Origin of the sequence: Pseudomonas sp. IB20 (assembly GCF_009707325.1) — a bacterium.
In the GTDB taxonomy this organism is placed as follows: domain Bacteria; phylum Pseudomonadota; class Gammaproteobacteria; order Pseudomonadales; family Pseudomonadaceae; genus Aquipseudomonas.
Window position 1 is genome coordinate 3,239,927 of the sequence record NZ_CP046103.1, and the last position, 22,609, is coordinate 3,262,535.

21 protein-coding genes are annotated in these 22,609 nt (G+C 61.8%); 16 read left to right on the forward strand and 5 right to left on the reverse strand.

Annotated elements, in window-relative coordinates:
- Position 1 precedes the first annotated feature (1 nt).
- The 4 genes from GJU48_RS14905 (at position 2) to GJU48_RS14920 (ending at position 4,953) form a co-directional block, all read left to right on the forward strand.
- Positions 2–1,060 carry an alpha-ketoacid dehydrogenase subunit beta gene (locus tag GJU48_RS14905; RefSeq protein ID WP_053256985.1) on the forward strand — a complete coding sequence of 353 codons (1,059 nt, stop codon included), beginning with the start codon at positions 2–4 and terminating at the stop codon, positions 1,058–1,060.
- Positions 1,061–2,326, forward strand: a complete 1,266-nt coding sequence (locus GJU48_RS14910; RefSeq protein WP_094951342.1) for a dihydrolipoamide acetyltransferase family protein — start codon at positions 1,061–1,063, stop codon at positions 2,324–2,326.
- 3 nt (positions 2,327–2,329) lie between these two features.
- Complete coding sequence (gene lpdA / locus GJU48_RS14915) at positions 2,330–3,709, forward strand: dihydrolipoyl dehydrogenase (protein WP_094951341.1); 1,380 nt, start codon at positions 2,330–2,332, stop codon at positions 3,707–3,709.
- Positions 3,710–3,933: 224 nt separating this feature from the next.
- On the forward strand, positions 3,934–4,953 hold the full coding sequence (locus GJU48_RS14920) for a branched-chain amino acid aminotransferase (RefSeq protein ID WP_094951340.1): 1,020 nt from the start codon (positions 3,934–3,936) through the stop codon (positions 4,951–4,953).
- A gap of 136 nt (positions 4,954–5,089) precedes the next feature.
- Here the strand turns inward: GJU48_RS14920 and GJU48_RS14925 are convergent, their stop codons facing one another.
- Positions 5,090–5,983, reverse strand: coding sequence for a GNAT family acetyltransferase (locus GJU48_RS14925; RefSeq protein ID WP_094951339.1), 894 nt, complete (start codon positions 5,981–5,983; stop codon positions 5,090–5,092).
- 285 nt (positions 5,984–6,268) lie between these two features.
- Between GJU48_RS14925 and ctlX the strand changes: the two genes are divergently transcribed.
- The 8 genes from ctlX (at position 6,269) to GJU48_RS14965 (ending at position 12,716) form a co-directional block, all read left to right on the forward strand.
- The gene (ctlX, locus tag GJU48_RS14930; RefSeq protein WP_094951338.1) at positions 6,269–7,195 is read left to right on the forward strand and encodes a citrulline utilization hydrolase CtlX; all 927 of its coding nucleotides are present in this window, start codon (positions 6,269–6,271) and stop codon (positions 7,193–7,195) included.
- 11 nt (positions 7,196–7,206) lie between these two features.
- The gene (locus tag GJU48_RS14935; protein ID WP_094951337.1) at positions 7,207–8,253 is read left to right on the forward strand and encodes an ornithine cyclodeaminase; all 1,047 of its coding nucleotides are present in this window, start codon (positions 7,207–7,209) and stop codon (positions 8,251–8,253) included.
- A gap of 247 nt (positions 8,254–8,500) precedes the next feature.
- Positions 8,501–9,280, forward strand: a complete 780-nt coding sequence (locus GJU48_RS14940; RefSeq protein ID WP_094951336.1) for an ABC transporter substrate-binding protein — start codon at positions 8,501–8,503, stop codon at positions 9,278–9,280.
- A gap of 124 nt (positions 9,281–9,404) precedes the next feature.
- Complete coding sequence (locus GJU48_RS14945) at positions 9,405–10,106, forward strand: ABC transporter permease (protein WP_094951335.1); 702 nt, start codon at positions 9,405–9,407, stop codon at positions 10,104–10,106.
- On the forward strand, positions 10,103–10,816 hold the full coding sequence (locus GJU48_RS14950; protein ID WP_094951334.1) for an ABC transporter permease: 714 nt from the start codon (positions 10,103–10,105) through the stop codon (positions 10,814–10,816). Before GJU48_RS14945 ends, GJU48_RS14950 begins: the two co-directional genes overlap by 4 nt.
- A 3-nt stretch (positions 10,817–10,819) precedes the next feature.
- Positions 10,820–11,659: an ABC transporter ATP-binding protein gene (locus GJU48_RS14955; RefSeq protein WP_256589264.1), complete on the forward strand. Its 840-nt coding sequence runs from the start codon at positions 10,820–10,822 to the stop codon at positions 11,657–11,659.
- 4 nt (positions 11,660–11,663) lie between these two features.
- Positions 11,664–12,161 carry an Lrp/AsnC family transcriptional regulator gene (locus GJU48_RS14960; protein ID WP_029296543.1) on the forward strand — a complete coding sequence of 166 codons (498 nt, stop codon included), beginning with the start codon at positions 11,664–11,666 and terminating at the stop codon, positions 12,159–12,161.
- A 114-nt stretch (positions 12,162–12,275) separates the two neighbouring features.
- Positions 12,276–12,716: a hypothetical protein gene (locus tag GJU48_RS14965; protein ID WP_141240559.1), complete on the forward strand. Its 441-nt coding sequence runs from the start codon at positions 12,276–12,278 to the stop codon at positions 12,714–12,716.
- Between the two features lie 81 nt (positions 12,717–12,797).
- Here the strand turns inward: GJU48_RS14965 and GJU48_RS14970 are convergent, their stop codons facing one another.
- The 4 genes from GJU48_RS14970 to GJU48_RS14985 form a co-directional block, all read right to left on the reverse strand.
- Positions 12,798–13,646, reverse strand: coding sequence for a TIGR03915 family putative DNA repair protein (locus GJU48_RS14970; protein WP_094951332.1), 849 nt, complete (start codon positions 13,644–13,646; stop codon positions 12,798–12,800).
- Positions 13,643–14,863 (reverse strand): putative DNA modification/repair radical SAM protein, encoded by a 1,221-nt coding sequence (locus GJU48_RS14975; RefSeq protein WP_094951331.1) that lies wholly within the window; start codon positions 14,861–14,863, stop codon positions 13,643–13,645. The genes GJU48_RS14970 and GJU48_RS14975 overlap by 4 nt, the downstream gene beginning before the upstream one ends.
- 66 nt (positions 14,864–14,929) lie before the next feature.
- Positions 14,930–16,267 carry a lysine N(6)-hydroxylase/L-ornithine N(5)-oxygenase family protein gene (locus tag GJU48_RS14980; RefSeq protein WP_094951330.1) on the reverse strand — a complete coding sequence of 446 codons (1,338 nt, stop codon included), beginning with the start codon at positions 16,265–16,267 and terminating at the stop codon, positions 14,930–14,932.
- A gap of 119 nt (positions 16,268–16,386) precedes the next feature.
- A complete protein-coding gene (locus GJU48_RS14985; RefSeq protein ID WP_094951329.1) occupies positions 16,387–16,869 on the reverse strand; it encodes a sigma-70 family RNA polymerase sigma factor in 483 nt (160 codons plus the stop codon).
- A 256-nt stretch (positions 16,870–17,125) separates the two neighbouring features.
- On the opposite strand from GJU48_RS14985, the gene GJU48_RS14990 reads away from it, so the two are divergent.
- The 4 genes from GJU48_RS14990 to GJU48_RS15005 all read left to right on the forward strand — a co-directional run bounded on the left by GJU48_RS14990 (position 17,126) and on the right by GJU48_RS15005 (position 22,545).
- Entirely contained in the window at positions 17,126–18,298 is a 1,173-nt protein-coding gene (locus GJU48_RS14990; protein WP_094951328.1) for an efflux RND transporter periplasmic adaptor subunit, read from the forward strand.
- A gap of 1 nt (position 18,299) precedes the next feature.
- Positions 18,300–20,273 carry a MacB family efflux pump subunit gene (locus tag GJU48_RS14995; protein ID WP_094951327.1) on the forward strand — a complete coding sequence of 658 codons (1,974 nt, stop codon included), beginning with the start codon at positions 18,300–18,302 and terminating at the stop codon, positions 20,271–20,273.
- The gene (locus GJU48_RS15000; RefSeq protein ID WP_094951326.1) at positions 20,266–21,681 is read left to right on the forward strand and encodes an efflux transporter outer membrane subunit; all 1,416 of its coding nucleotides are present in this window, start codon (positions 20,266–20,268) and stop codon (positions 21,679–21,681) included. Before GJU48_RS14995 ends, GJU48_RS15000 begins: the two co-directional genes overlap by 8 nt.
- Positions 21,682–21,783: 102 nt before the next feature.
- Complete coding sequence (locus GJU48_RS15005; RefSeq protein WP_094951325.1) at positions 21,784–22,545, forward strand: alpha/beta fold hydrolase; 762 nt, start codon at positions 21,784–21,786, stop codon at positions 22,543–22,545.
- Positions 22,546–22,609: the final 64 nt, after the last annotated feature.

Genomic DNA, 22,609 nt, shown 5'->3' on the forward strand with positions numbered 1-22,609 from the left:
CATGAACGATCACAACAACAGTATTGAACTGGAAACCGCCATGACCACCACCACCATGACCATGATCCAGGCCCTGCGCTCGGCCATGGATGTGATGCTTGAGCGTGACGATAACGTGGTGGTGTTCGGCCAGGACGTCGGTTACTTCGGCGGTGTGTTCCGTTGCACCGAAGGTTTGCAGAACAAATACGGCAGCTCGCGGGTGTTTGATGCGCCGATCTCGGAAAGCGGCATCGTCGGCGTCGCGGTGGGCATGGGTGCCTACGGCCTGCGCCCGGTGGCGGAAATCCAGTTCGCCGACTACGTCTACCCCGCTACCGACCAGATCATCTCGGAAGCGGCGCGCTTGCGTTATCGCTCGGCCGGGCAGTTCACTGCGCCGCTGACCATGCGCATGCCCTGCGGTGGCGGTATCTATGGCGGCCAGACCCACAGCCAGAGTATCGAAGCAGTGTTCACCCAGGTCTGCGGCCTGCGCACGGTGATGCCGTCCAACCCGTATGACGCCAAGGGCCTGCTGATCGCCTCGATCGAAAACGATGACCCGGTGATTTTCCTAGAGCCTAAGCGCCTGTACAACGGCCCGTTCGACGGCCATCACGACCGCCCGGTAACCCCGTGGTCGAAGCACCCGCAAGCGCAAGTACCGGACGGTTACTACACCGTGCCGCTGGACGTGGCCGCCATCGTGCGCCCGGGCTCGGCCGTCACCGTGCTGACCTACGGCACCACCGTGTATGTGTCGCAAGTTGCCGCCGAAGAAACCGGCATCGACGCCGAAGTTATTGACCTGCGCAGCCTGTGGCCGCTGGACCTGGAAACCATCGTCAAGTCGGTGAAAAAGACCGGCCGTTGCGTGGTGGTGCATGAAGCCACCCGCACCTGCGGCTTTGGCGCCGAGCTGGTGGCGCTGGTGCAAGAGCATTGCTTCCACCACCTGGAAGCGCCGATCGAACGCGTCACCGGTTGGGACACCCCCTACCCGCACGCGCAAGAGTGGGCGTATTTCCCAGGGCCGTCCCGCGTGGGCGCGGCGTTGAAACGGGTCATGGAGGTCTGAATGGGCACGCACATTATCAAGATGCCGGACATTGGCGAAGGCATCGCAGAAGTTGAACTGTCTGTATGGCATGTAAAGGTTGGCGACCTGGTGGTTGAAGACCAAGTGCTGGCGGATGTGATGACCGACAAGGCGATGGTGGACATTCCCTCGCCGGTGCACGGCAAGGTGATTTCCCTCGGCGGCGAGCCAGGTGAAGTCATGGCCGTGGGCAGTATTTTGATCAGCATTGAAGTGGAAGGCGCGGGTAACGCCAAAGATGTACCGGCGGTGGCTGCACCGGTAAAAGCTGCGCCTGCACCCGCTCTGGTTGCTGAAGCCAAACCCGCACCGGCGCCAAGCAAGCCCGCGCCAGTGGTGGCGGCTCAAGCACCCGTGGCCCGTGAAGCCGACGAACGCCCATTGGCCTCGCCTGCCGTGCGGAAACACGCGCTGGATGCTGGCATTCAGTTACGCCTGGTGCAGGGCTCTGGTCCTGCGGGCCGGATTCTGCACGAAGATTTGGAGGCTTTCTTGCTCCAGAGTCCGGCGCAAACTAAAACCGCTGCCAACCCCTACGCCGAACGCAACGACGAAGAACAGATCCCGGTGATCGGCATGCGCCGCAAGATCGCCCAGCGCATGCAGGACGCGACCCGGCGCGCCGCGCATTTCAGCTATGTGGAAGAAATCGACGTCACTGCCCTCGACGAGCTGCGCGTGCACCTCAATGAGAAACACGGCGCTGCACGCGGCAAGCTGACATTGCTGCCGTTTATCGTGCGCGCCATGGTCGTGGCGCTGCGGGACTTCCCGCAGATCAACGCGCGCTATGACGACGAAGCCCAGGTCATCACCCGCCTCGGCGCGGTGCATGTGGGGGTCGCCACCCAGAGCGACGTGGGCCTGATGGTGCCGGTGGTGCGTCACGCCGAAGCCCGCAGCCTGTGGGGCAATGCTGAGGAAATCACCCGTTTGGCCAGCGCCGCGCGCAATGGCAAGGCCAGCCGCGATGAGCTGTCGGGGTCGACCATTACGTTGACCAGCCTGGGCGCGTTGGGCGGCATCGTCAGCACACCCGTGCTGAACCTGCCGGAAGTGGCCATCGTCGGCGTCAACCGCATTGTTGAGCGGCCGATGGTGATCAAGGGCCAGATCGTAATCCGCAAGATGATGAACCTCTCCAGCTCCTTCGATCACCGCGTGGTCGATGGCATGGACGCGGCGCAATTCATCCAGGCCATTCGCGGCCTGCTCGAACAACCCGCCAGCCTGTTTTTGGAGTAAGGCATGTCTCAGACACTACACACCACGTTGCTGATTATCGGCGGCGGCCCTGGCGGTTATGTGGCGGCGATTCGCGCCGGTCAGTTGGGCATCCCGACCATTCTGGTGGAAGGCCAGGCCTTGGGCGGCACCTGCCTGAATATCGGCTGCATCCCCTCGAAAGCCCTGATCCATGTGGCCGAGCAGTTCCAGCAAACCGTGCACCACAGCCAGGGTTCGCAGTTGGGCATCGAAGTGGACGTGCCGACCCTGGACATCCGCAAAAGCGTGGAATGGAAAGACGGCATCGTCGACCGCCTGACCAGCGGCGTTGCCGCACTGTTGAAAAAACACAAAGTGCAGGTGATTCACGGTTGGGCCAAGGTTGTCGATGGCAAGACCATTGATGTCGGCGACCAGCGTATCCAGTGCGAACACCTGCTGCTGGCTACCGGCTCGAAAAGCGTCAACCTGCCGATGCTGCCAATTGGCGGGCCGATCATCTCCTCCACCGAAGCGCTGGCACCCACCCGCGTGCCCAAACGCCTGGTTGTGGTGGGCGGCGGCTATATTGGCCTGGAGCTGGGCATTGCCTACCGCAAGCTCGGCGCTGAGGTCAGTGTGGTCGAGGCGCAGGAGCGCATCCTACCGGCTTACGACGGCGAACTGACGCTGCCGGTGGCTGAATCCATCAAGCACTTGGGGATCAAGCTGTACCTCAAGCACAGCGTGACCGGTTTCGAGAACAACAGCCTGCAAGTGCGCGATCCGAATGGCGACACCTTGTCGCTGGAAACTGATCAAGTGCTGGTGGCCGTCGGTCGCAAACCCAACACTCAAGGCTGGAACCTCGAAGCGCTGAACCTGGACATGAACGGCGCGGCGATCAAGATCGACAGCCGTTGCCAGACCAGCATGCGCAATGTTTGGGCGATTGGCGACCTGAGTGGCGAGCCGATGTTGGCGCACCGGGCCATGGCCCAGGGCGAGATGGTCGCCGAACTGATCAGCGGTAAAACCCGCGAATTCAACCCGGCAGCCTTTCCAGCCGTGTGCTTTACCGACCCGGAACTGGTGGTGGTCGGCAAGACCCCGGATGAAGCCAAGGCGGCGGGCCTGGACTGCATCGTGTCGAGTTTCCCGTTCGCGGCCAACGGCCGGGCGATGACGCTGGAGTCGAAAACCGGCTTCGTGCGTGTGGTCGCTCGCCGTGATAACCACCTGATCGTCGGCTGGCAAGCGGTAGGTGTTGGCGTGTCCGAACTGTCCACGGCCTTTGGCCTGAGCCTGGAAATGGGCTCGCGCCTGGAAGACGTGGCCGGCACCATCCACGCCCACCCAACGCTCGGCGAAGCTGTACAAGAGGCGGCCTTAAGGGCCCTGGGCCACGCGCTGCACCTGTAAAACTACAGTGAGGCCATCTCAGGCAAGCCAGCTCCCACACGGGAATGCATTCCAAATGTGGGAGCTGGCTTGCCTGCGATAGCGGTGGATCAGCCAACACACAGACTGAACGGCCCACCCACCTGCTCCCACACCGGCCAATAATGCAGTATTGTTGCGCCCATCCAGAAAAAAACCGACAAGCCTGCCTTCGACCAGGCGGTTGACCAGAGATAGAGGGTGTCATGGGTAACGAAAGCATCAATTGGGACAAGCTGGGTTTTGACTACATCAAGACCGACAAGCGGTTTCTCCAAGTCTGGAAAAACGGCGAATGGCAAGCCGGCACCCTGACCGACGATAATGTGCTGCACATCAGCGAGGGCTCCACGGCCCTGCACTATGGCCAGCAATGCTTTGAAGGCCTCAAGGCCTACCGCTGCAAGGACGGTTCAATTAACCTGTTCCGCCCGGACCAGAACGCCGCCCGCATGCAGCGCAGCTGTGCACGCCTGCTGATGCCGCACGTGCCCACCGAAGACTTCATCGAAGCCTGCAAACAAGTGGTCAAGGCCAACGAGCGGTTCATCCCGCCGTACGGCAGCGGCGGCGCGCTGTACCTGCGCCCGTTCGTGATCGGCACCGGTGACAACATCGGCGTGCGTACCGCGCCGGAGTTCATCTTCTCGGTCTTCGCCATCCCGGTCGGCGCCTACTTCAAAGGCGGGCTGGTGCCGCATAACTTCCAGATCTCCACTTTCGACCGCGCCGCGCCACAAGGCACCGGCGCCGCCAAAGTGGGTGGTAACTACGCCGCCAGCCTGATGCCGGGTGCCGAAGCGAAAAAATCCGGTTTCGCCGATGCGATCTATCTGGACCCGATGACCCATTCGAAAATCGAAGAAGTCGGCTCGGCCAACTTCTTCGGGATCACCCACGACAACCAGTTCATCACGCCGAAGTCGCCTTCGGTGCTGCCAGGCATCACCCGCCTGTCGCTGATCGAACTGGCCCAGTCCCGCCTGGGCCTGAAAGTGGTCGAAGGCGAAGTGTTCATCGACAAACTGGATCACTTCAAGGAAGCCGGAGCCTGCGGCACGGCCGCTGTGATCTCGCCCATCGGCGGCATCCAGTACAACGGCAAACTGCACGTGTTCCACAGCGAAACTGAAGTCGGCCCGATCACCCAGAAGCTCTACAAAGAGCTGACCGGCGTGCAAACCGGTGACGTCGAAGCGCCAGCAGGCTGGATCGTCAAGGTCTAAGCCCAAACGCCAGCAACACCACAAAACCCATGTGGGAGCTGGCTTGCCTGCGATGGCGGTCTATCAGTGACTCAATAAGTTGACTGATGCACCGCCATCGCAGACAAGCCAGCTCCCACAGTTGATTTCGGTGTTCTCACACATCCTTGGGGATGTTCACGGCTATCTTCTTACCCATACTAATCCTCGGCTCCACTCCATATCCCAACGCCTCATAGAACCCCGCCACCCCATCATTGCCGCCAGTAATCTGCAAATTGATCTTCATGCACCCCAACGCCGTCAACGCCTGCTCGGCATACCGCACCAGCGAGGAGCCCAGGCCGTGACGCCGATAGTCAGCGTGCACCGCCACCGAATACAGCCAACCACGATGCCCGTCGTAGCCTGCGAGAAGGGTGCCGATCACGGCTTTTTTATCCGTCGCTACGAAAAACAACCCATCGTTAACCGCCAGCTTCTTATCAATCGCCAACGTCGGCAGGTTGTGCGCGGTGTCGTACCCAAACGCCTCCTGCCACAGGGCCACCACTTGCGCACGGTGCTGACGATCACGATACGGCCCGATGGGGTGGCGGGATAACAGCGCCTTCTCCATCACCAGCGTGCGCTCGTTACCGTGATAGACATCGCGCACCGTGTGGAAGCCCATCTTTGTATAAAACGGCTCGGCGGTCAGCGAAGACGGCACACTCAACACCGTCACCCCGGCTTCCCGGGCACGCAGTTCGATCTCAATCATCAGCAGCCGCCCAATGCCCTGCCCTTGCAGCGCCGGGTTCACAAACACCGAGCGCACCACATTGCCATCAAGCGCGGCAGTGGCGACGATCACCTGACCCTGAGTCGCCACCAGCACCACCCGCCGCTGGAGCAAGGCCTGCACGGCGTCCGGGGTAAAGTTGCTCGCCACCCGCGCAATCACATCCGCCGGGTAATCCCGCGCATTACTGCTGTGCAAGGCCGCCAGGATGACCTGGCTGATCCCCTCGGCATCGGCTGCCTGGGCGAGACGAACGGCGGTAGACATGATTCCTCCTGACGGACAGCGCTATAACAGCCCCAACAATACCAATGTGGGAGCTGGCTTGCCTGCGATGGCGGTGTGCCAGCCAAGAATATGGCACTGATACACCGCTATCGCAGGCAAGTCAGCTCCCACAGTTGACCTCATTCCAACCCTGACAGCCGATTCGGCTGCCCCACCCCACTTTTCAGCTTTCCCGGCTGAGCCGCCCCGCTGTTTCAGCCGGGATTCCCCCATCACAACGCACAAAATACCCCCACAGCTCAGCCCCCATGGACCCGTGCACCCATGCAAACAACAAACACCGTCCTGATGATTCGCCCGGCGCGCTTTGCTTTCAACCCGGACACCGCGATCAACAACCGCTTCCAACGCCCGCCCCTGGACCCACTAAGCGCACAGCACAAAGCGCTGGAAGAATTCGACCGCTATGTCGACACCCTGCGCCAACACGGCGTGGAAGTGTTGGTGGTGCAGGACACCCCGGCGCCTCACACGCCCGACTCGATCTTCCCCAATAACTGGTGGAGCAGCCATGCCGACGGCAGCCTGGTGCTGTACCCGATGGAAGGCCAGAACCGACGATTGGAGCGCAACAAAGGTGTGCTGCACGTACTGGAGCAGCGCTTTGCGATCAAAGACACCATCGACCTCAGCCACCTCGAACAACAGAACATCTTCCTCGAAGGCACCGGCAGCATGGTGCTCGACCGCCAACACCGCATCAGCTACGCCTGCCACTCCGGGCGCACCCACCAGGACGCCCTGCGCCAGTTCGCCGACCGCCTCGACTACCAACTCTGCGTGTTCCACGCCGTCGACCGCCATCACGCGCCGATCTACCACAGTAACGTGATGATGAGCGTCGGCCGTGACCTCTCGGTGGTGTGCCTGCAAGCCCTGCCTGACGCCGACGAACGCCTGGGCCTGGAACGCTCCCTGCGCGATACCGGCAAAGACATCCTCGCCCTCGACTTCGACCAGTTGGAAGCCTTCGCCGGCAACATGCTCGAAGTCCATGACCGCGACGGCCAGCCGCTTTTGGTCATGTCCGCCAGCGCCTGGGGGGCCCTGCAACCAGCCCAGCGCCAGCATGTGGAACGCCACACACAGCCGGTGGTGGTGAACATCGACAACATCGAACGCATCGGCGGCGGCAGTGCCCGCTGCATGCTGGCGGAAGTGCACCTGCCCGCCCGCCCCTCATTTCAATAAGGAGTCTTGCCATGACCCGCTATATCGACGTCAACGACCTCTGCTACCTGGTCTCGCAAAAAGGCCTGCAAACCTGCATCACGGAAATGGCCGAGTACATCCGCGCCGACTACCTGCGCTGGCAGGACTTCGAAAAATGCGCGCGCCTGGCCAACCACTCGCCGGACGGCGTGATCGAGCTGATGCCGGTGTCCGACGCCTCGCTGTACGCCTTCAAATACGTGAACGGCCACCCGAAAAACACCCTGGCTGGCATGCTCACCGTGATGGCCTTCGGTGCCCTGGGCGATGTGGACACCGGCAAGCCGGTGCTGCTGGCGGAAATGACCCTGACCACCGCGATCCGCACCGCAGCCACTTCAGCCTTGGTCGCCCGCTACCTGGCGCGCGACAACAGCCGCAGCATGGCGCTGATCGGCAACGGCTCGCAGAGTGAATTCCAGGCCCTGGCTTTCCACGCCATGCTCGGCATCAACGAGATTCGCCTGTTCGACATCGACGCCAAGGCTACCGCCAAGCTGGCGGCCAACCTCAAGGCGTTCCCGGCGATCAAGGTGTTCCTGGCCGGCAGCGTGGCCGAAGCGGTGAAAGGTGCGGATATCGTCACCACCGTGACGGCGGACAAGGCCTACGCGACCATTCTGACGGATGAAATGATCGAACCCGGCATGCACCTCAACGCCGTGGGCGGTGACTGCCCGGGCAAGACCGAGCTGGACCGACGTATCGTCGAACGCGCCCGGGTGATCGTCGAGTACGAACCGCAAAGCCGCATCGAAGGTGAGATCCAGCACATGCCGGTAGATTCGCCGGTGACCGAGCTGTGGCAAGTCATCAACGGCCAGCAACCCGGCCGCGAAAACGCGCGCCAGATCACCCTGTTCGACTCGGTGGGTTTTGCCATCGAAGACTACTCGGCGCTGCGTTACGTGCTCGACGTGGCCAAGGCACTGGATATCGGCAGCACGCTTGAGCTGGTGCCGGACCTGGCCGACCCGAAAGACCTGTTCGCACGCCTGGCGCAACAACCGCGCGCACAGCAGAAAAAGCGCGCCTGAGACCGCTCTGGCCTGCCGCTTTGCGCCCAGGGCGGGCCACAACTTACACCTTGAAAAGCCGATTCAGCGCATGTCGCAGCCGATTCCGCTGCATTGCGCTTTTTAACAGCGCAATTCGCGCTTTATGCACGGGGTAAACGACACAAAAAACGCACCACCATGAAGCATTCTTCACAAGCCACACCGAAAGAACGTTGCTTTATCCAATAACTGCCCTGACATCAATTACAAAATATAGGGACGCCCCATGACTCCACTGCGATCACTCTTCGCTGCGTTGCTGTTGCCACTGTGCGCCAGCGCCGCCCACGCCCAAGACTGGAAAGAAATCCGCTTCGGCGTATTCCCCGAGTACCCTCCCTTCGAATCCGTAGCCGCCGACGGCAGCCTGCAAGGTTTTGATATCGAGTTGGGCAACGCCATCTGCGTCAAGCTCGACGTCAAATGCACCTGGGTGCACAACGAATTCGACGGCATGATCCCGGCCCTGCGCGCGCGCAAGTTCGACGCGATCATGTCCTCCATGGCCGTGACGCCGGCGCGCGAAAAAGTCATCGACTTCACCGACCGGCTGTTCCTCAGCCCCACCTCGGTGATCACCCGTAAAAGCGCCGACTTCGGCGACACCCCCGAATCCCTGAAAGGCAAGCAAGTCGGCGTGCTGCAAGGTTCGCTGCAAGAAGCCTACGCGCGGGCGCACCTGGCCAAGCTCGGCGCCCAGATCAAGGCGTACCAGTCCCAGGAGCAGAACTACGCCGACCTGCAGAACGGCCGCCTCGATGCCACCCTCACCGACAAGCTCGAAGCGCAGCTCAACTTCCTGTCCAAGCCTGAAGGCGCCGACTTCAAGACCGGCCCGGCCTTCAAGGACCCGACCCTGCCCCTGGACATCGCCATGGGCTTGCGCAAGAACGACGCTGAGCTACGCGCGCTGATCAACAAAGGCATCGCCGCCGTCCAGGCCGATGGCACTTATGCGCAGATCCAGAAGAAGTACTTCGGCGATCAAGATATCTACAACGAGTAACCTGTGGGAGCGGGCTTGCTCGCGAATGCGCAGTGTCAGTCGCTGAATGTGTGCCTGATAAACCGCCTTCGCGAGCAAGCCCGCTCCCACAGGGGAATATCTGCGTCCTTTAGAGATACCCCCCATGAACGAACTCCTCAACCTGCAAGGCTACGGCCCGATGCTCGCCCAGGGTGCCTGGATGACGGTCAAGCTGGCGTTCCTGGCGCTGGCCCTAAGCCTCACCCTGGGCCTGATCGCCGCCGGCGCCAAGCTCTCCAGCGTCAACTGGCTGCGCGTGCCGGCCACGCTCTACACCACACTGATCCGCAGCGTGCCGGACCTGGTACTGATCCTGCTAATTTTCTACAGCCTGCAACTGTGGCTCAACGACCTGAGCGAAGTGTTCGGCTGGGACTACTTTGAAATCGACCCGTTTACCGCCGGGGTGATCACCCTGGGCTTTATCTACGGCGCGTATTTCACCGAGAACTTCCGTGGCGCGATCCTCAGCGTGCCGGTCGGCCAACTGGAAGCCGCGACCGCCTACGGCTTGAGCCGTTGGCAGCGGTTTCACCTGGTGCTGTTCCCACAACTGATGCGCTTTGCCCTGCCGGGCCTGGGCAATAACTGGCTGGTGCTGCTCAAGTCCACCGCACTGGTGTCGATCATCGGCCTGTCGGACCTGGTTAAAGCCGCGCAAAACGCCGGCAAGAGCACCAACGAACCGTTGTATTTCCTGATCCTTGCCGGCCTGGTGTACCTGGTGATCACCACCCTCTCCAACCGCATCTTCAAGCGCCTCGAGCGGCGCTATAACCTCGGCATCAAGGGGATGGCACGATGATCGAACTGTTCCAGCAATACGGCCTGGCCTACCTGTTCAGCGATGGCGCGGGGTTGTCCGGTGTGGCCATGACCTTATGGCTGTTTATCATCTCGGTGGTCGCAGGCTTTGCCCTGTCGATCCCACTGGCGCTGGCCCGCGTGTCGGAGCACTTCTGGCTGCGCTGGCCGGTGGAGGTCTACACCTACCTGTTTCGTGGCACGCCGCTGTATATCCAATTGCTGATTTGCTACACCGGGCTGTACAGCCTGGAAGTGGTGCAGGACAACGCCCTGCTCAACCAGTTTTTCCGCAATGCGCTGAACTGCACGCTGCTGGCGTTTGTGCTGAACACCTGTGCCTACACCGTGGAAATCTTCGCCGGGGCGATCCGCAATATTCCCCATGGCGAAATCGAGGCGGCGCGCGCCTACGGTCTACACGGCTGGCGGCTGAACCTGTTTGTGGTGGTGCCCGCCGCGTTGCGCCGAGCGTTGCCGGCCTACAGCAATGAAATGATCCTGATGCTGCACGCCACTTCCCTGGCATTCACCGCTACCGTCGCCGACATCCTCAAGGTGGCCCGCGACGCCAACGCCGAGACGTTCCTGACGTTCCAGGCGTTCGGTATCGCCGCCCTGCTCTACATGCTGCTGTCCTTTGCACTGGTGGGCCTGTTTCGACTGGCCGAACGTCGCTGGATGCGTTTTCTTGTTCCTACCCGAGGCTAACCCATGAATCAGTCCGCGCAGGCTCTGGCTACTTATCCTGTTGATGTAGCGCCTTCTGCACAAACCTTCGCCCACACGGCCGCGATCAAGCTCCAGGTCGAAGGCATTCACAAACGCTACGGCGACCACGAAGTGCTCAAGGGCGTGTCCCTCAATGCGCGCCAGGGCGATGTGATCAGCCTGATCGGCGCCAGCGGCTCGGGCAAAAGCACGATGCTGCGCTGCATCAACTTCCTCGAACAGCCAGACGCCGGGGTGATTACTCTCGACGGCATCAGCATCGAAATGCAGCCAGGCCGCGCCGGCACCCGCGCGCCGCAGCAGGCGCAATTGCAGAACCTGCGCACGCGCCTGGCCATGGTGTTCCAGCACTTCAACCTATGGAGCCACATGACCGTGCTGGAAAACATCACCATGGCCCCGCGCCGCGTGCTGAATGTCAGCGCGGCCGAGGCAGAAAAACGCGCGCGCATGTACCTGGACAAAGTCGGCTTACCGGGCCGTGTGGCAGACCAATACCCGGCGTTTCTCTCCGGCGGCCAGCAACAGCGCGTGGCCATCGCACGGGCGCTGGCGATGGAGCCGGAAATCATTCTGTTCGACGAACCAACGTCAGCGCTGGACCCTGAACTTGTAGGAGAAGTCCTCAAAGTCATACAGACGTTGGCCGAGGAAGGTCGTACCATGCTGATGGTCACCCACGAAATGGGCTTTGCCCGCCAGGTGTCCAGCCAAGTGCTGTTCTTGCACCAGGGCCGTGTCGAGGAGCAAGGCGGCGCCGAGATTCTCGACCACCCCAGCAGCGAGCGCTTGCAGCAATTTCTTTCCAATCGTTTGAAGTGAACTCATGGATACCAAGGCCAACGGACCCCACTCTTCCCCTGCGCTGGACCGCATCGATGAGGCCATCATCGACGTGTTGCGGCACCAAGGGCGTATCACCTACGAAAAACTCTCGTCGCTGGTGCATTTGACGCCCAGGCCCTGCCTGGAACGGGTGCGCAAATTGGAACGACGCGGCGTGATTCGCGGTTACGGGGCGATCATCGATGTGCAGATGGTCTCGCCGGGGCTGTCGCTGCTGGTGCTGGTGGCCTTGTCCAATCAGAGCGGGCGCTCGGCGCAGAAGGCTTTCGAGGCGTGCGTCAAAGCTTGCCCGCAGGTGTTCGAATGCCAACTGATCAGCGGGCCGTTCGACTACAGCCTGCGCATGCGCTGCCGCGATATGGAGCATTACCGGGTGCTGACGGAGACGTGGTTGAATAATGACGAGTTGCACATTGATAAGTTGGTGGCGCATCCAGAGTTGGCGGTGGTCAAAAACACCGCGACTGAGCTGGCCTGAACACCGTCCATCGCTATAAATCGCTCCCACGCAGAGCGTGGGAACGACCATCATGTTGCAGTTTGAAACACCACGATGCTATACCGAGCTTACTGCTGATTGGCCGTTTCAAGGATGAACACCATCAAAACGTCATTATTGATTTGCGCACTGTTCACTTGCCTCCTCTCGCCTGCCGCTCAGGCAGCCCCAGCCGGCAGCGACGCTTCAGCCGCGTGGTTTAAGGTAGTCGTCGGGATATTGTCGGGGGCTTCTTGTCAGAATCGCCTGGTGCCTGCAGAACGAGAACGGTGTATTCGCAAAAACCGCGAACAGGCCTGTCGTGATTTCCCGGAGGGCATCGAGAAAGAGAACTGCCTGAAAGAGCTGCCTGGCGTTGCAAGCCAACCCACCCCTTCAGGCACTCAACCTTCCGGCGCCGATTACGCATTGAAGAATGTGATACCTGCCAGCACTCAAGACTTTCGCCCGCCGGTTAAAACCGATGACCTGGATTCGCCGCTGAAGCAGTTCATCAGCCCTCCCGCGCAAAGCCCCACCCCGCGCACGAACTAAACAACAGCTCCCGCATTGATAGGGTTCGCCGCTGAAGCAGTTCATCAGCCCTCCCGCGCAAAGCCCCACCCCGCGCACGAACTAAACAACAGCTCCCGCATTGATAGGGTTCGCAATTCGCTTACCAGGCTTGGCGCCTACAAGCTTCGCCTGCCCATCCTTCTGTTTGCCCGTCCGCGCCTCACTGATCAACCCCGGGATCAACTTACCCTCCGGCAAGTTCTTCCAGAACCGGCTGGGCAAGTGCCCCTCCATTACCTTGGGGTTCAAGCGCGCCGGGTTGAAGATGTGGCTGTAGTAGGTCAGCCACATGGCGCTATGCGGGTCTTCGACATTTTGCGCCAGTTGCTGCCACGCCTCGGGGCACTGCCGTTGATGAATCAACTGCTCACCATCGTAGTAAACCCCATCCAACGGCGTGGCGATCATCCAGCGATGGCGGCCCATGCGCCCGATAAAGTGCTGGCTGGCTGATTTCAATATGTCGTGGGCCGGCTCATGCCAGGCCACGTACTCCGGCAGCTCAGGGCCAGCCTCTGCGGGCACGGCAATAAACCGCACAAATGCATGCAAGTGATGGGCTTCGCGGCTGACCTGCTTGATCCGCCGCTGTAACTCGCTGCCCAGTTTGTCACCTGCCAGCATGGCCGTACGGTCGCCATGACTGACCCGCCACAACACCTCGTAGAGCAAACTCCAACGCTGATCGCCGTGATAGCAAGCCGCCGATTCCAGCAGTTCCAACAAGGCTTTGGGAATCCGCGCCTGGAACGGCCCAAGCTGTTCAGGAATGGACTCGTCGGTGGCAAACAGGTCCGCCACGTGCACCTCACCCCAGCTTACTTTGCTGGGGTCGACCTGATGGCTGAGCAGCCAGCGCGCCTGCTCACGCCAGGTGCTGAACAGGTTGTCGCATTCCAGGCTGATCATCCCCACAACCCCATTTGCTGCGGCTGCGGGCGGTCGCGCAGTTGCTCGCGCAGCAGCACGCTGGTGCTCTCGGCCTGTTGCGGGTGGTAGTCGCTGGTGATGAAAAACGGCTTGGCCTTGGCCAGCACGCAGCGCATGCGCGCCAGGTCTTCGAAACGGATCTTGCGCTCGCGGCGCAGGTCCACCAGGCGCTGAGTGGTGCGCAGGCCGATGCCGGGGATTCGCGCGATCAAGGTCGGTTCGGCGCGGTTCAGATCCAGGGGAAACACCTCGCGATGCTCCAGGGCCCAGGCCAGCTTGGGGTCGATATCCAGCGCCAGATGGCCCGGCCCTTGGAACAGTTCGTTGGCACTGAAGCCGTAACTACGCAGCAGAAAGTCCGCCTGGTACAAGCGGTGTTCGCGCATCAACGGCGGCGCGGCCAGGGGCACGCTTTTCGGGCTGTTGGGGATGGGGCTGAACGCCGAGTAATACACGCGGCGCAGCTTGTAGTTGCCATACAGCGCTTCGGCGCCATGCAAGATGGTGCTGTCGTCGGTGTCGTCGGCGCCGACAATCATCTGCGTGCTCTGCCCGGCCGGAGCGAAACGCGGCGCGCGTGGCTCGTTGAGGACGGTTTGCTCGCCGGTATAAATGGTCTGCATGGCTTGCTTGATCGAAACGATCTGCTTCTCCGGCGCCAGGGTTTGCAGGCTGGCATCGGTGGGCAGTTCGATATTCACGCTGAGCCGGTCAGCATAGCGCCCGGCCTCGGCGATCAGCGCCGGGTCGGCTTCGGGAATGGTCTTGAGGTGAATGTAGCCGCGAAAGTCATGCTCTTCGCGCAGCAGTTTCGCCACCCGCACCAACTGTTCCATGGTGTAGTCGGCCGAACGGATGATGCCGGAACTGAGGAACAGCCCGCTGACGCAATTGCGCCGGTAGAAATCCAGGGTCAGGGTGACCACCTCCTCCGGGCTGAAACGTGCACGGGGCACGTCGCTGGAGCGGCGATTGACGCAGTATTGGCAGTCGTAGAGGCAGAAATTGGTCAGCAACACCTTGAGCAGCGACACGCAACGGCCGTCCGGGGTGTAGCTGTGGCAGATCCCCATGCCATCGGTCGAACCCAGGCCGGCTTTGCCCTCGGAGCTGCGCTTGGGCGCGCCACTGCTGGCGCAGGAAGCGTCGTACTTGGCGGCGTCGGCGAGGATGCTGAGTTTTTCGATCAATTGCATGGAGGGCTACCGATACTGGTTTTTTGTACAGTATCAGCGAGCCCCCGATGTCACAAGTGTTGCCTGTCAGCTCGCAGTGGCGAGCAACACGTCCTGCACCGAACGCGCTTTGCCACGGTGACGGTCATGCTCATACAACGACGCCGCAATCTCATCCGCGCGAATCGGCAGTACCGACAGCAAGGTATCGCTCAACCCATGGCTGGCCTGGCTGAAGCCCTGGATATAGATGCCGGCCTTGCAGCGCTCGTCGGTGACGATGCGGTAGTCGCGCGCCACCTCGAAGTCGCCCATGTAGGCTTCCAAGGGTGCCAGCAGTTCGCGGTGCATCTGGCGTTCGTAGCCGGTGGCCAGGATCACGGCATCGTAATGGCTGACACTGGTTTCGCCGCTGGCGTTGTTGCGCAAGGCCAGTTCGATGCCCAGCGGGCTGGCGCTGGCTTTCTCGACCACGGTCATGGTGCGGAAAGCCTGGCGAGCAACGCCGGAGACTTTCTGGCGATAGAAAATGCCATAGATGCGCTCGATCAGGTCCAGGTCCACCACCGAATAGTTGGTGTTCTGGTATTCAGCCACCAGGCGCTCGCGCTCGGCGCCGACTTGCTGGAACACCAGGTCAGTAAACGCCGGCGAGAACACTTCGTTGACGAACGGGCTGTCATCGGCGGGCTTGAGCGCCGAACCGCGCAGGATCATGTCGACCTGCACCGATGGGAAGCTGTCGTTGAGGTCGATAAAGGCTTCAGCCGCGCTCTGACCACCGCCGATGATTGCAATGCGCATCGCCTTGCCTTCAACGCACGGCTGTTGGGCCATACGCGCCAGGTATTGGGAATGGTGGAACACCCGGCCGTCATCCTTGAGGCCTTTGAACGCTTCGGGTACACGCGGTGTGCCGCCGGCGCTGACCACCACCGAACGGGTGGTGCGCACATGCTGGTCACCCTGCGCATCCCGGGAGATCACGCGCAACGCTTCAACCTGTTGCTGATGCAGGATCGGCTCGATGGCCAGCACTTCCTCGCCATAGCTGGCCTGCGGCTGGAACTGCCCCGCGACCCAGCGCAGGTAGTCGTTGTACTCCATGCGGCACGGGTAGAAGGTGCCGAGGTTGATGAAGTCCACCAGCCGGTCGTGGGCTTTGAGGTAGTTGACGAAGGAGTACGGGCTGGTGGGGTTGCGCAAGGTCACCAAGTCCTTGAGGAACGAAATCTGCAGCTCGCTCTGGGTCACCAGGGTATTGCCGTGCCAGCGGTAGTCGGCCTGTTTGTCGAGAAACAGGACGTCCAGTTTGCCCTGGGCTTTTTCGCGCTCCTGCAGGGCGATGGCCAGCGCCAGGTTCGAAGGGCCGAAACCGATACCGATCAGGTCGTGAACCGCGGGCGAAGCAATTGCCTGTGTCATTCCAGTGTCCTCTGGATAAGCCCCTTGGCGGTGGGGCGGGAATACCTTCAAGACCTGAACAACAGGTCATGTGTTGATAGGAAACGAGGACAATGAAATAAAATTTAACTGATCGTTGATCAGTGCGCTTCCCACTCACGCATGCGCACCCGGCAATGCTTCATGGCGTTGACGATATGTTTTTCCACCACGCTGCGGGAAATACTCAGGCGCTCGGCGATTTGCAGGTGGGACAGGCCCTCGAGTTTGCGCAGCAGGAAGCTGTCGCGGCAGGCCGCCGGCAGTTCGGCCAGGGCACGTTCGAGCATTTCCAGGCGTTGGCCCTGATCGTGGCTGACATGCGGTGAACTGGGGGCGAAACGCCCTTCGTTATCGAGCACCTCAAGGGGTTCGCACTGGCGCAAAGCGTTGCGCCGGTGGCCGTCGATCACCAGGTTAAGTGCCGTGCGGTACAAAAACGCGCGCGGTTGGTCGATCGGCGTGTCGCTTGCGCGCTCCAGCACCCGGACATAAGCGTCATGCACCACATCCTCGGCCACCTGACGGTTGCCCAGCTTGGCGTTGAGGAAACACACCAGCTCGCGATAGTAGTTTTCCAACATGACTCCCGGCCGCCAGGGCAGGCGGCATCTAATCCTTGAGTGCTAAAGAAGGCAGGCCATGAATGATGGCAGTTTGAGTACGTGCAATTTATAGTAATTCTCATCTAGTTTTAAAGAAGTCTTGCATTAACGTACGATTTTTTTATTCGATAGAGCTGTTACCGCGTATGTAAACACCTAAATTCTCGGGCAATTTTCTCGTATAACTGTCAGCCCTCCGCCAATGCGGCCTCAATTTCCTGGCTGGAACCAACGCATGAAACGCCCTCGCCCCGCCCGACGCGCCCTGCTTGTTGTCGCGTGCCTGTTCCCCATCCTTGCGGTGGTGGCCTGGCAAGTGCTGCCGCCGGGCCGCGACAGCCTGCCCACGGTCACCGTAACCCGCGGCAACATTGAAAACAGCGTCACCGCACTGGGCACCCTGCAACCACGCCGGTATGTCGACGTGGGCGCCCAGGCGTCCGGGCAGATCCGCAAGATCCACGTGGAAGCGGGTGACCACGTCGAGGAAGGCGAGCTGCTGGTGGAAATTGACCCCGCCACGCAACAGGCCAAGCTCGATGCCAGCCGCTACGCCATTGAAAACCTCAAGGCCCAGTTGCAGGAGCAGAAAGCCCAGCACGAACTCGCCCGCCAGAAATACCAGCGCCAGCAACGCCTGGTTGCAGGCAACGCCACCCGCGAAGAGGACGTGCAAACCGCCAGGGCCGAACTAACTGCCACCCAGGCCCGGGTCGACATGTTCCAGGCGCAGATCCGCCAGGCCCAGGCCAGCCTGCGCAGTGACGAGGCTGAGCTGGGCTATACACGCATCTACGCGCCCATGAGCGGCACCGTGGTGGCGGTGGACGCGCGGGTCGGCCAGACCCTCAACGCCCAGCAACAGACGCCGCTGATCCTGCGCATCGCCAAATTGTCGCCGATGACCGTGTGGGCCGAGGTGTCCGAAGCCGACATCGGCCACGTTAAACCAGGCATGAGCGCCTATTTCACCACCCTCGCCGGCGGCAAACGGCGCTGGACCAGCACCGTGCGCCAGATCCTGCCGATCCCGCCCAAGCCGCTCAATGAAGCCAGCCAGGGCAATGGTAGCCCCAACAGCACCAGCAAAACTGGCAGCGGCCGCGTAGTGCTGTACACCGTGCTGCTGGACGTGGACAACAGCGACAACGCGTTGATGGCCGAGATGACCACCCAGGTGTTTTTCGTCGCCAGCCAAGTCAAGGACGCCCTTACTGTGCCGGTCGCCGCCCTGCTCGGCAGCCAAGGCAGCGACAAGCAGATCGCCCGGGTCGTGGCCAAAAACGGCGCCATCCAGGAACGCGAAGTGCGCCTGGGCATCAGCGACCGCCTGCGGGTAGAAGTGCTGGACGGCCTGAACGAAGGCGATCACCTGCTGATCGGCCCGGCCGACGGCAGCGGAGGTTGATTTGACCACGCCGCTGATTGAACTCAAGAACATCTGCAAATCTTACGGCGGCGGCGACAGCCCGCAGGTCGATGTATTGCGCGGGATCGACCTGTCGATCCATGCCGGAGAGTTCGTCGCCATCGTCGGCGCCTCGGGCTCCGGCAAATCCACGCTGATGAATATCCTCGGCTGCCTCGACCGCCCCACCGTGGGCGACTACCTGTTCGCCGGGGAAAACGTCGCGCACTTGGACAGCGACGCACTGGCCTGGCTGCGCCGCGAAGCCTTTGGTTTCGTGTTCCAGGGTTACCACCTGATCCCGTCGGGCTCGGCCCAGGAAAACGTCGAGATGCCGGCGATCTATGCCGGCATCAGCGCCGCCGAACGCCACGCCCGCGCCAAGGCCCTGCTCACCCGCCTGGGCCTGGCTGACCGTACCAACAACCGCCCGCACCAGCTCTCCGGTGGCCAGCAACAGCGCGTCTCGATTGCCCGCGCACTGATGAACGGTGGGCATATCATCCTCGCCGACGAACCCACCGGTGCCCTCGACAGCCACAGCGGCGCCGAGGTGATGCTGCTGCTGGATGAACTGGCAAACCAGGGCCACGTGGTCATTTTGATTACCCACGACCGCGAAGTCGCGGCGCACGCCAACCGCATCATCGAGATCAGCGATGGCCTGATCATCAGCGACTCAGCGCGCAGTGACACCCACGTGCCCGTCACGGCCAACAGCGACGCATTGCAAGCCGTGGACCTGCGCCAGCGCCTGGCCGACGGGGCCGAACACAACGGCGCCTGGAAAGCCGAACTGCTGGACGCGGTGCAAGCGGCCTGGCGGGTGATGTGGATCAACCGCTTCCGCACCGCGCTGACGCTGTTGGGGATCATCATCGGCGTGGCGTCGGTGGTGGTGATGCTGGCGGTGGGCGAAGGCAGCAAACGCCAGGTCATGGCGCAGATGGGCGCGTTCGGTTCCAACATCATCTACCTCAGTGGTTCATCGCCTAACCCGCGTACGCCGCCGGGCATCGTAACCCTCAACGACGTCGCGGCCTTGGCGGAACTGCCCCAGGTCAAGCGCATCATGCCGGTCAACGGTAGCTACGCCGGGGTGCGCTTCGGCAACCTGGACTACCTGGCGTACGTGGGCGGCAATGACGTCAACTTCCCGGAGATTTTCAACTGGCCGGTGGTTGAGGGCAGCTACTTCACTGCGGCCGACGAACGGGCCGGGGCTACGGTCGCGGTGATCGGCCATCGTATCCGCGAGAAACTGTTCAAGAACGTCGCCAGCCCGCTTGGCCAATACATCTTGATCGAAAACGTGCCATTCCAGATCATTGGCGTGCTGGCGGAAAAAGGCTCCAGCTCCGGCAGTGAAGACAGCGACGACCGTGTCGCCATCCCCTACACCGCCGCCAGCGTGCGCCTGTTCGGCACCTATAACCCCGAATACGTGGTAATTGCCGCCGCCGATGCGCGCAAGGTGCATGAGGCCGAACAGGCTATCGACCAGTTGATGCTCAAACTGCACAACGGCAAGCGTGACTACCAACTGACCAACAGTGCGGCGATGATCCAGGCCGAGGCGCGCACGGCGAACACGCTGTCGTTGATGCTCGGTTCGATTGCGGCAATTTCCCTACTGGTGGGCGGGATCGGCGTGATGAATATCATGCTGATGACCGTGCGTGAACGCACCCGCGAAATTGGCATTCGCATGGCCACCGGTGCGCGTCAGCGCGACATCCTGCGCCAGTTTCTCACCGAGGCGGTAATGCTCTCGGTGGTCGGCGGTCTGTGCGGCGTCGCATTGGCGCTGCTGGTCGGCGGCGTGCTGGTGCTGGCCGAAGTGGCCGTGCAGTTTTCCCTGGTGGCGGTATTGGGCGCATTTGGCTGTGCGCTGGTCACCGGTGTCGTATTCGGCTTTATGCCGGCCCGTAAAGCTGCCCGGCTCGATCCGGTTAAGGCGTTGACCAGTGAATAAACAAACCCTCACACCGCGCTTGTCGGTGCTCAGCCTGTGCCTGTTGCTCAACGCCTGCGCCGGTAACCCGCCTGCCGTCGACAGCGGCATTGCGCCGCCTGCTGCGTGGCAATACGCCGAGCGAGAGGCAGCCCAGGCGACCAACCAGCGCTGGTGGACACAATTCGGCAGCCCGCAACTCAACCGCCTGATCGATCAGGCGCGGCGTGACAGCTATAACGTGGCCGCCGCCATGGCGCGGGTGCGCCAGGCCCAGGCCAGTGCCGTGATTGCCGGCGCGCCCTTGTTACCCGAGGTGAATTTCAACCTCACCGCCAGCCGTCAAAAGCTGCTGCGCGGCAGCGGCAACTCGACATTGGATGCCACGCAAAGCGACAAGACCGTCGACAGCTTCGGCGCCAATCTGACGGCCAGCTATGAAGTGGATTTCTGGGGTGGCCGCGCCGCCGCCCGCGATAGCGCCGTGCAAACCCTGCGCGCCAGCGAATTCGACCAGGCCACGGTAGAGCTAACCCTGCTCAGCAACGTGGCCGACCGCTACGCGCAAACCCTCGCTGCACGCCAACAACTACAGATCGCCGCGTTGAACCTGGCGAACGCGCGCAATGTGCTCGACCTGGTGCAAACCCGCTTCGATGCCGGCTCCGCCACTGCCCTGGAACTGGCCCAACAGAAAAGCCTGGTGGCCAGCCAGCAACGGCAACTGCCGCTGATTCAGCAAGTGGCGCAAGAATCGCAGATCACGCTGGCCGCCCTGCTCGGCCAGCCCGTGCAAGCCCTCAACCTGGGTACCGAGCCGTTCCAGGCGCTGACTTGGCCGACCATTGGCCCGGGCGTGCCCAGCCAACTGCTGAGCCGTCGCCCTGACCTGGCCCAGGCCGAAGCACAGCTGGCCGCGGCCAGTGCCGACGTCACGGTGGCACGCGCGGCGATGCTGCCCACAGTGACCTTGGGCGCGACCCTGGGCTCAGGTTCGGACAAGGCCGCAGACATTTTACGCAGCCCGTTCTACACCCTGACCTCGGGCCTGGTGGCGCCGATTTTCAACAATGGCCGTTTAAGCGCCGAACGCGACAAGGCTCGCGCGCGCCAGGACGAGCTGCTGCAAACCTATCGCGGCGCAATCATCAATGGCTTTGCCGACGTGGAGAAATCCCTCAGCAGCATCACGCGCCTGGATGAGCAGCGCCAATGGCAAGCCGAAGAATTGCTGCAGGCCCAGACCGCCTTCCAGATCGCCGAAAGCCGCTACCAGGCGGGTGCCGAAGATTTGCTGACTGTGCTGGAAACCCAACGCACGCTGTACGCGGCCCAGGACTTGAACGTGCAACTGCGGCTGTCACGCCTGCAAGCCAGCATTGCGCTGTACAAAGCATTAGGCGGCGGCTGGAACGCCGACACCCGATAACAAAACTCCGATTTCCTACACAAACCGTTTAATAAACCTACATTCGTCTACCCCTGGTACTTGGTAAAAAGCCGTCCTCAGACGTCTGCCCGGTACCTCTAGATGAAACCCAGCGTTTTTGTAAAAAGCCTGGCGTGCCTCTGCCTCTGGCTGATCGCAGGCCGGGGGTTTGCCGAGCCCCTGATCGCGCCCACCGCGATTGACTGGCTGTTGGATTGCCCCTTCCCCGCCTTTCACCAACCGGACCCCGAGGTGCTGGATCGCACCCAATGCGGCAGCGTGAGCGTGCCCCGCGACTATGCCGCGCCCAAGCGCGGCAACGTGCGCCTGGCCCTGACCCGTGTCGGCGCCCGGCACCCGCTCAACCGCGAAGGCGTGGTGTTCATCCAGGCCGGCGAGCCGCAAAAAGGCCAAGGCGTTACCTTTGCCATCCATTTGGTCAGCCGCTGGGAGTCCTACGCCACCCAGGCCTATCGCACCTTGACCAACCGTTATGACGTGATTGAACTGAGCGCCCGCGACCTGAGCGAGGAATCCGGAGTCGAGCAAGCTGCGCGAGATATGGAATTTGTACGCGCACAACTGGGCGAGGCGCAGCTCAACTACCTCGGCAACGCCGATGCCACCCGGCTCGGCAGCCGCTATACGGCGTTGTTTCCCGAGCGCGTCGCACGCATGGTCTTGGTCAACGCCGGGCGAGCTGAGCCACCGCCCACCGGCGTCGAGCAATTGCTGCTCAAGGACTCGACTAAGCCCGGCACCGCCACCGCCGGGTGCGTCAACCGCTGGGTGGGCGATTTCCTGGTGTCCGGCAAACAGCCACCCGCCTCCACACGCTGCCTCGACCTCGGCAGCTGGGAATAGTCACCGCGTTTACGACCTCTTAATGCCGAAAACGACACCCTGCGTTGACGCTCTCGCCCAATCG